Origin of the sequence: Prevotella amnii CRIS 21A-A (assembly GCF_000177355.1) — a bacterium.
GTDB classification, from domain to species: Bacteria; Bacteroidota; Bacteroidia; order Bacteroidales; family Bacteroidaceae; genus Prevotella; species Prevotella amnii.
On record NZ_ADFQ01000092.1, the window covers coordinates 1 to 4,193 of the forward strand.

At 41.4% G+C, this 4,193-nt stretch carries 5 protein-coding genes and 1 pseudogene; 3 read left to right on the forward strand and 3 right to left on the reverse strand.

Going from position 1 to position 4,193, the window contains the following annotated elements; translation table 11 throughout:
* Together HMPREF9018_RS08870 and HMPREF9018_RS08875 are read right to left on the reverse strand one after the other, a co-directional pair.
* A partial coding sequence (locus HMPREF9018_RS08870) for a CHC2 zinc finger domain-containing protein (RefSeq protein WP_008450698.1) occupies nt 1-510 on the reverse strand: 510 nt, incomplete at its 3' end.
* 219 nt (nt 511-729) lie between these two features.
* Complete coding sequence (locus HMPREF9018_RS08875; protein ID WP_039864783.1) at nt 730-2,004, reverse strand: virulence-associated E family protein; 1,275 nt, start codon at nt 2,002-2,004, stop codon at nt 730-732.
* Between the two features lie 630 nt (nt 2,005-2,634).
* On the opposite strand from HMPREF9018_RS08875, the gene HMPREF9018_RS08880 reads away from it, so the two are divergent.
* From HMPREF9018_RS08880 to HMPREF9018_RS08890, 3 genes are all read left to right on the forward strand, one after another.
* Nucleotides 2,635-2,916, forward strand: coding sequence for a helix-turn-helix domain-containing protein (locus HMPREF9018_RS08880; protein ID WP_039864787.1), 282 nt, complete (start codon nt 2,635-2,637; stop codon nt 2,914-2,916).
* 7 nt (nt 2,917-2,923) lie between these two features.
* Nucleotides 2,924-3,214 carry a helix-turn-helix domain-containing protein gene (locus tag HMPREF9018_RS08885; protein WP_008450696.1) on the forward strand — a complete coding sequence of 97 codons (291 nt, stop codon included), beginning with the start codon at nt 2,924-2,926 and terminating at the stop codon, nt 3,212-3,214.
* Between the two features lie 127 nt (nt 3,215-3,341).
* Complete coding sequence (locus HMPREF9018_RS08890; RefSeq protein ID WP_039864784.1) at nt 3,342-4,091, forward strand: ThiF family adenylyltransferase; 750 nt, start codon at nt 3,342-3,344, stop codon at nt 4,089-4,091.
* Between the two features lie 10 nt (nt 4,092-4,101).
* Here the strand turns inward: HMPREF9018_RS08890 and HMPREF9018_RS11325 are convergent.
* Nucleotides 4,102-4,193: pseudogene (locus HMPREF9018_RS11325) on the reverse strand (helix-turn-helix transcriptional regulator); the annotation flags it as partial.

The window sequence follows — 4,193 nt, forward strand, 5'->3', positions numbered from 1 at the left end:
GAAACCTATGGCTTGATAGTGCAGCCCTCTTACCTCATAGCTGATACAACGCAGAAAGGGCATAGCCTTTTCTATGTTGATGCAGCGTTCTTCCGTGAGGTATTTCTGCAAATTGGGTGGCAAGGTGTCTGATATACTTGTCAGTCTTCTTGCCCCACTTGCTGCTGCCTGCCTGATACTTTCCTGCTTAGAAGTGTCTTGTACCTTCTCTCTTTGAGGGCTGTGCGCAGTATCATCGGGAGCGTTCCGTCCCAAAATGTGGACGGCTTCCGACAGTGTGCAGCTCTCTAATCTCATACAAAGGTCGATAATACTTCCGCCTCTGCCTTCAGCATAGTCTATCCAAAGGTTCTTCTCTGTGTCCACCTTGAAGCTCGGATGCGTTTCTTCACGGAGCGGTGAGCGATAGAGGGCATAGGCAGGTGTCCTGCGCACTGGGTTGATACCTTTCCTCTCAAGGTACTCCACAATAGAGTATCGCTTGATGCGTGATAAATCTTCTTCTTTCATTGTCGTATTGTTTTATTGGTTGAACATTTTTCCATTCTGATTTTTATATCGGATTATATTTTGATTATACTGATAGGGCAAACTTCATTGATTCTTTTTCGTTTCCTAAAGTTTTTCCCCTAAAAACTTTTTTCACTTTCTTCTTACTACATATATTTTGATTGTAAGTGATTGACATTCAGGTATGAGTTGTAGAAAACAACTATACTACATACGCTACTACATCAAACTACTACAACTATTTACCAGTGGGCAGGGGTGGATTTTCCTAATCTTATACACATAGACAGGACTACAACCCTCACGCCTCTTGCTTACCTTTTCAAAGCCAGCTCTTTTGAGTGCTTCGCCCATACGTTTGAGTGTCAAAGGTTGATGCGTATAAACACCTAAATAAGCGAGTATTTCGGTAGTGGTCATGTAAGCACAATGAGGATTGTCCTCTGTTGGCTTTTCAAAACAGCGTAATAGTAGTTCCATTTCTGCGGTCTGTACTTGGAAGTCCTTACTCTCCTTGTAGAGTTCCGTGATTTCTTCATCGTTAAACCAATATTGAAAGCCTGCGTTTAGCAAGGCTTTCGCTTCGTTATAGACGGCATCCATAGCAATACCTTTAGCTCGTTCAATATCAATGGCAAGTACCTCAAAGGGCAGGAAGCGTCTGCTTCCTGTCGGGTCGGTCAAAAAGTCATTGCCGTTTACCGATGCTACGAAACTCGCCAAGTGTGGGTGTTCCTCCACATACTTGTCGTAAGGCATACGGTATTTAACCATCGGACAGGTGATGAGGTTCTTCAGTTCGTTCTCGTCACGCTTATTGAGGGCTTTGAGCTGGTCGTCAATGTTTACGATAAGGTTCTGACCGATATAAGTAAGTGTGTCCTTCTCCTGCGGATATATTTTTCCTGTGTAGCTGTAACCATGCAGGGCTGGAGGGCATAGCAAATCAAGAAAGGTTGTCTTGAACTTTCCCTGTTCACCCGTCAGCACGAGGCAGGTATGGTTGCGGCATTCACGGTTGTCCATAGCGTTGGCAACCACTGCAACAAGCCATTTGGTAAGGTGCGGCAGCCATTTTTCAGCGTTGCGGACGATAACGCACGAAGCGAGATTGGCGATTGCGCCTTGACCTATCTCTATCTTGCGCAGTACTTCCGAAGCATCAACCGTTGGCAAAGCCTTGAAGTATTCCTGTATGGGATTGATGCGTGGCGAAAAACTGCTTTCAATGATGGAATAGAGATTATCAGCGGAAGTAATAATACCGTCCTCGCTATCAAGTTCCCTGCGAAAGGTATTGATGTCATAACGGCTGACCTTGCTATACACATTGGCACACTTGGGAGAAAACTCTGTTCTGCCAAGTACAGTGTTGAACCTGAAGTCATAATGGGTGGAGAGGTAGCTTTCTATCTCCTTGTTTTTGGAAGTTTGCCTACTATGCTTCGGCTTATCTTCTGTGCGTATATTGCTATTGTCTGCGTACTTCTTCATAATCGTCCTAAAATGATTTCTGAAAGTGAAGTTAAGGAGGATAATTTTGATAGCCAAGCATTCTCGGTGTGCTTGCATAATGTTGCATAAACCTGCTATAAAATTCCTTGTGGGAAATCATCAAACATCTTAGTTTTTAGTGGATTAAATGGAGAAATCAAAGGATAAAAGGAAATGATCCAAATACCAATAATTGATTGGCTTTGTAACAAACCACATTCAAATGCGGTATTCTGCACATTTGGGTAATGAGCTATAAGTAAAGGAATAACAAAGAACGGATAAGGCGAAAATAACTACCTATTTAAACAAAAAGCAATCCACAAAAAGATGTAAGCAAAAATTAAGAGCTTATCTCTATGTTCTCAGAAATCTTAGAACAAGGCAGAGGGCTTATGCCAAATGGTAGGTTGTATCTCTATATCTATTGACAGTGAAAGAAGAAAAGTGGGCGTATTAGCGTTGATAACGAAAAGGAATAAGGAAGAGAAATTCATCGTATTTCCTTTGTTTTCCCTGCAGTTCCTTAGTGCTTTGAGCATAAGGAAACTATCCCTACTTTTGCATCGTGATGGGGTGCAGAACGCTGCAACACAAGAAAACAGTAACAACAAACAAAACAATAGAAATATGGGGTATTTAATAATTACAGACCAGAACTGGCAGAAACTAAGGGACGAGATATTAAGTCTTGCCGACTGCTGCCACAAGGCATTTGGAGAGAAGTGCAAGCATACTGATTGGCTGCACAATGGTGATGTGTGCAGGTTGCTTAACATCAGCAAGCGCACCTTGCAGCACTACCGTGATATGGGCGTGCTACCATTCGCACAAATCGGACACAAGTGTTATTATAAACGTGAGGATGTGGAAAGGCTGCTCCTTACAAAAACTGACAAACCTAAAAAATAAACAAGTTATGGAAACGGCAAGAGATTTGAATTTTGGCTCTGACGATATGCAGGTGGTGCTTACCGCACTGCACGATGTGGGCAGGAGAATAAGGGAAGTGGCAGAAACACATAAACCGCTATTTGGTGGCGAGCATTTTCTCACAGGTAAGGAGATATGTGAACGGCTATATATCAGTCCTCGAACATTGCAAGATTATAGAGATAAGGGGATTATACCTTATACGCAATTTGCAGGGAAGATACTATACAAGGCTTCGGATTTGGAGAGGCTGTTAGAGGAAAATTATAGCGCATAACAATTTTAGCGCACCTCTATTTGTTATAAAATCTAAAAAAGTATATATTTCATCTTCTTTTTACACTTTTGTGTAATGTATTTCTTGATATACACTTCTAATTTTGCAAAAAAATAAATTATCAGTTATGGAAGAAAGATATAATAGAAACAGACTCTATGTGAGAGAAAACGAACAAAGTATGATTAAGGATTATAAAATATTCCTTGGTGGTGCAGGTATAGGCAGTATTGTGGCTGAATGTGCTTTGCGATTTGGTTTTGAACATATTACTATTGTTGACGGTGATAAGGTTGAGGAAAGCAGCCTGAACAGGCAAAACTATACGGAGAAAGATATTGGCAGATATAAGGCGGAGTGTTTGGCAGAGCGTTTGCAAAGTATCAATCCTGATGCGCAGATAGATTACCATACAGAGTTCCTTAACCCTGATAACATCGAAGAGATGCTGAATGGGCATAATGTAGCCATCAATGCATTGGACTTTAAGGACGATACGCCTTTTGTCTTTGATAGGATTTGCAAAGAAAGAAAAATTCCCGTACTGCACCCATACAACTTTGGTTGGGCTGGCTTTGTTACGATTGTAGACCCATTGGGGCATTCCTTATCTGAACTGACTGAAGAGTCAAATGGATTTGAATTAAAGGTGGCTGAATATGTAACCGGACATGGGGCTTTTTGGAATCAACCTAAAGAGTGGTTAGACAAAATTGTAACCCAATATAAAAAGGAAAGCGAAATGCTGCCACCTCCACAATTGTCCATAGCCTCGTGGATTACCGCAGGCTTGTGTACAACGGCAATGTACAATCTTGCTACAGGAAAACCTGTAAACTATTTTCCTAAATTCTATCTCTCTTCGCTTTTGCCGTAAGATATTATTTTCAGAAAAGTTTGTTTAAGGTAGCCCTTGAAATAGCTTCTGTTATATTCGCCACGCCCAACCTCTCAAAGGCGTGGCGTTTATATGTTTTTA